Genomic DNA, 4,045 nt, shown 5'->3' on the forward strand with positions numbered 1-4,045 from the left:
ATCCGATCCTTCGACACACCAGCTCTAACCAGTTCCGTTGCTACCCCCTCTTCAGTGCCATCACGTTGAATCCAAATTTTGCCATCAATAATATCAATGTGAATCAAGCAGCCGTGAACGCGACGAGTCACAGTAGGAGATAAATCATAGGCTGGTTCTCTTCCCAAAATCATCAACAAGTAACGGTCTTGTTCGCCGTCGAAAACTGTTTCAAATTGAATATTGCCAATGCTAAAAGGGATTTTTGTATGCTCAATCAGAATATTCCGAATTAATTGCCTGTACTGCTCCAAGGTATCCATCTAAAAATAACCTCTTGCTCTAGTTGAAATACAACGATATGAACTCTGTAATCCTCTATCAAAAGTTTAGCAATTGGTTCATCAAAGATATCGGCGTATACTTCGTCACGAACAGCGAGATAGAGGACGCGTTCGGGATTGGTTCTAGTCATCACAGAGCGGTATGCAAGATACTGTCCTAGCGCGTGTTCGAGATCGGTCATGTCCGATACACTGCGAAACGTTTTAATCTCAACGGCTATCCACTGTCCTTCCTTTTCAGCAGCAATCAATTTCTCTGCACCCAGGTCAACATACATATCCCTTTTTCCCCACTTCAGATGAAATGGATCGTCGGTAATTGTCCAGCCATCTTTAATTAGGGCATTTTTGACGTTTTCGTGGTAACGGTCTCTAACTGGCATAAATTACTCGAATTACGAATTAGTACCTTCGACTTTTGCCACTTCCAGCATTGTCTTTAAAACTGAATCTGGATTTAGACTAATCGAGTCAATTCCCTGTTCCACCAAAAACTGAGCAAATTCTGGATAGTCGCTGGGTGCTTGTCCACAAATGCCGATTTTGCGATCGCATTTTTTCGCTGTTTCTATGACCATTTTCACCATTCGCTTGACAGCTGGACTGCGTTCATCAAACAATCGCGCTACTAACGCCGAATCCCTGTCTATCCCTAGCGTCAATTGAGTTAGATCGTTAGAACCAATGGAGAAGCCATCAAATACCTCAGCAAATTCCTCAGCCAGAATCACATTACTGGGCAACTCGCACATCACATAAACCTGCAAGCCGTTAACACCTTGCTTTAAACCATTTTGTGCCATCTCTGCTAAAACCAAACGCCCCTCGTCAGGGGTGCGACAAAAGGGAATCATTGGGATAACATTTGTCAAACCCATTTCTTCCCGTACCCGTTTGAGGGCATGACATTCTAAGGCAAAAGCTTCTCTGTAGCCTTCATCGTAGTAACGCGCCGCCCCTCGCCAACCTAACATTGGGTTTTCTTCATGGGGTTCAAACTGTCGTCCACCTAATAAATTGGCATATTCATTACTTTTGAAATCTGAGGTTCTGACTATAACTGATTTCGGATAAAATGCTGCGGCAATTCTACCAATGCCTTGAGCTAATTTATCTACAAAATATTGGGGTTTATCCTCGTACAGTGAGGTAATTTCAGCAATTTTAGCTTTGGCAAATTCATCTTTTAACGAGTCATAGTGAATCAAGGCCATTGGATGAATTTGAATTTGGTTAGCAATGATAAATTCTGTCCGCGCTAAACCTACGCCATCGTTAGGAATTGCCGATAAACTCAACGCTTCTTGGGGATTACCCACATTCATTAAAATTTTAGTGCGGGTGCGGGGTAAGTTTTCTAAAGGAACTTCTTTAACTTCAAAAGGTAATAAGCCTGGATAAACTTTTCCTTCTTCCCCTTCAGCGCAAGAAATTGTTACCTCTTGGCCAGGTTTCAATATGTCCGTAGCATTACCGCACCCCACGATCGCAGGTACACCTAATTCTCGCGCAATAATTGCTGCATGACACGTGCGGCCTCCAGAATTGGTGATAATTGCACTAGCGCGTTTCATAATTGGTTCCCAATCGGGATCGGTTCTCTCTGTCACTAAGACTTCCCCGACTTGGAACTGTTCTAGTTTTTGAACATCTAGAATTAAGCGTGCTTTTCCCTGACTAATTGCTTCGCCAATCGCACTTCCTGTAACCAGGGGGATTAAGGATTGGGAATCAGGCAGTGAGGAGTGGGAATTTTCCCCATTCCCGATTCCCCATTCCCGATTCCCTAATAACAAACGATAACTCCGCAACACATTTCCAGTCTTCTGTGACTGGACGGTTTCGGGGCGCGCTTGCACAATAAAAAGTTGGTTCGTAATCCCATCTTTTGCCCACTCGATATCCATTGGAGTGAATATGCCGTGGACTTGGGAATAATGGTCTTCAATTAAACACGCCCAACTTGCTAGTTGTAAAATCTCTTCATCACTCAGAGCAAATTTACCTCTTTCATTGGGTGAAACTGAAACATTTTTCGTAAATTTAGAGCCGTCATCATAAATCATTTTCAGTTCTTTGCTGCCCAATTTTTTGTCGATAATTGGGCGGAAACCAGCTTTTAAAGTTGGTTTAAAAACATAATATTCATCAGGATTTACAGACCCCTGGACAACATTTTCACCTAAACCGTAGGCGGCTGTAATTAGTGCTGCATCCTTAAAACCTGTTTCTGTATCAATAGAGAACATCACCCCAGAGGTTGCTAAGTCAGAACGCACCATTTTTTGCACACCTACAGCCAGAGCAATGCTAAAGTGGTCAAATCCCTTGGCGTGACGATAAGAAATAGCGCGATCGGTAAATAGAGACGCAAAGCATTTATGACAAGCTGCTAAAACTCCTTCGACACCGACAACATTGAGGTAAGTTTCCTGCTGTCCAGCAAAACTAGCATCGGGAAGGTCTTCAGCAGTGGCACTGGAACGGACTGCCACATCTGTGTCTGCATGGTATCGTTCACAGAGACTATGGTATGCTGTGGCGATCGCCTCGCGCAATTCTACAGGAAATGGTGTGTGGATTAATAGCGATCGCGCTTTTTTGCCGCGTTCTCGTAAATTTTTGACATCTTCAACATTCAAGTCAGCAAAGAGTTTGCGTAGCTTTGCTTCTAACCCCGCTGATTGAATGAAATGACGATAAGCGTAAGCAGTAGTGGCGAATCCTGTGGGAACGTTAATGCCTTTGGGTGTTAGCTGTTGAATCATTTCCCCTAGTGAGGCATTTTTACCACCAACTACTGGGATATCAGCAATCCCAATTTCATCAAACCACAAGATGAGCGATCGCTCTTGGTCAGATAGAGACAAAGTGCTTTTAGATACTGTAGTCATAAATATTACCTTTTAAGTTTATACTCAACTTGTTAGTGTATAACTGCTACTATATTTATTTTTCCCATATTCAACTTGAGATTTTTGGTTCTGTCGCGTAGTTTGATATTTGGCGATAAAATCCAAAACTATAAGCAATAAAAATTAACAATTATTCAGTTTAATAACTCGATCGAAATACCGGATGTAATAAATTATGGCGCAGCTAGAACGACTCCTAAAAATGGCAGAAGATGAACTAACTGAATACAGCACTGATGCCCGCAAAATAGAAAAACTACGCCGTAAAATAGGTTTAACAGTATCGGTAACAGAGCAGCAGCAAGTAAAAGAGGCATTACTTGCTAAGATGAAATCTAATATAATTACCCAAGTTGTAGAAGAACAAAGACAAGCAGTAGCCTTACCATTTTGGGGAATCGCTGGATTGGGTTTGTTACTAGGAATTTCGTTAAATCAACCCATAGGCTTGTTAGCATCTGTAGTTGGAACTGTATTAGCTTATAGAGTTCAGAAATGGGGTTGGAAATTGCAGGCAAATCGTTTATTGTTACAAACATTAGAAGATATTGAAACGCGTATTGCCCAACCCACTAAGTAACAATAAAGATGTATTTTACAGATAAATCATTGACAGATTTTTGTACTAGTTAATACTCAGTAAGCAGTTAGTCACTTAATTTACATCTCGTAAGCACTTAACAATTCCTTTGGGATCACCATAGCAAAAAAATTAGATATTGGATTTAAGATTAGGTATTTATTAAGAAAGACAGGAAGCAGAAGGCAGTCTTCCGTAAACTCGAACTGCCCTCCGTCTTCATTCAA

The 4,045-nt window shown here is 41.5% G+C and carries 4 protein-coding genes; 1 reads left to right on the forward strand and 3 read right to left on the reverse strand.

Going from position 1 to position 4,045, the window contains the following annotated elements:
- From IQ229_RS16375 to ppsA, 3 genes are all read right to left on the reverse strand, one after another.
- On the reverse strand, window positions 1–302 hold a 302-nt coding region (locus tag IQ229_RS16375), incomplete at its 3' end, for a XisI protein (protein WP_194045453.1).
- Window positions 272–706 carry a XisH family protein gene (locus tag IQ229_RS16380; RefSeq protein ID WP_194045455.1) on the reverse strand — a complete coding sequence of 145 codons (435 nt, stop codon included), beginning with the start codon at window positions 704–706 and terminating at the stop codon, window positions 272–274. The genes IQ229_RS16380 and IQ229_RS16375, both read right to left, overlap by 31 nt.
- A 12-nt stretch (window positions 707–718) precedes the next feature.
- The gene (gene ppsA, locus IQ229_RS16385; RefSeq protein WP_194045457.1) at window positions 719–3,217 is read right to left on the reverse strand and encodes a phosphoenolpyruvate synthase; all 2,499 of its coding nucleotides are present in this window, start codon (window positions 3,215–3,217) and stop codon (window positions 719–721) included.
- Between the two features lie 196 nt (window positions 3,218–3,413).
- Between ppsA and IQ229_RS16390 the strand changes: the two genes are divergently transcribed.
- Complete coding sequence (locus IQ229_RS16390; RefSeq protein WP_194045459.1) at window positions 3,414–3,818, forward strand: hypothetical protein; 405 nt, start codon at window positions 3,414–3,416, stop codon at window positions 3,816–3,818.
- Window positions 3,819–4,045 lie beyond the last annotated feature (227 nt).

Origin of the sequence: Nostoc cf. edaphicum LEGE 07299 (assembly GCF_015207245.1) — a bacterium.
Classification (GTDB): Bacteria; Cyanobacteriota; Cyanobacteriia; order Cyanobacteriales; family Nostocaceae; genus Nostoc; species Nostoc edaphicum_B.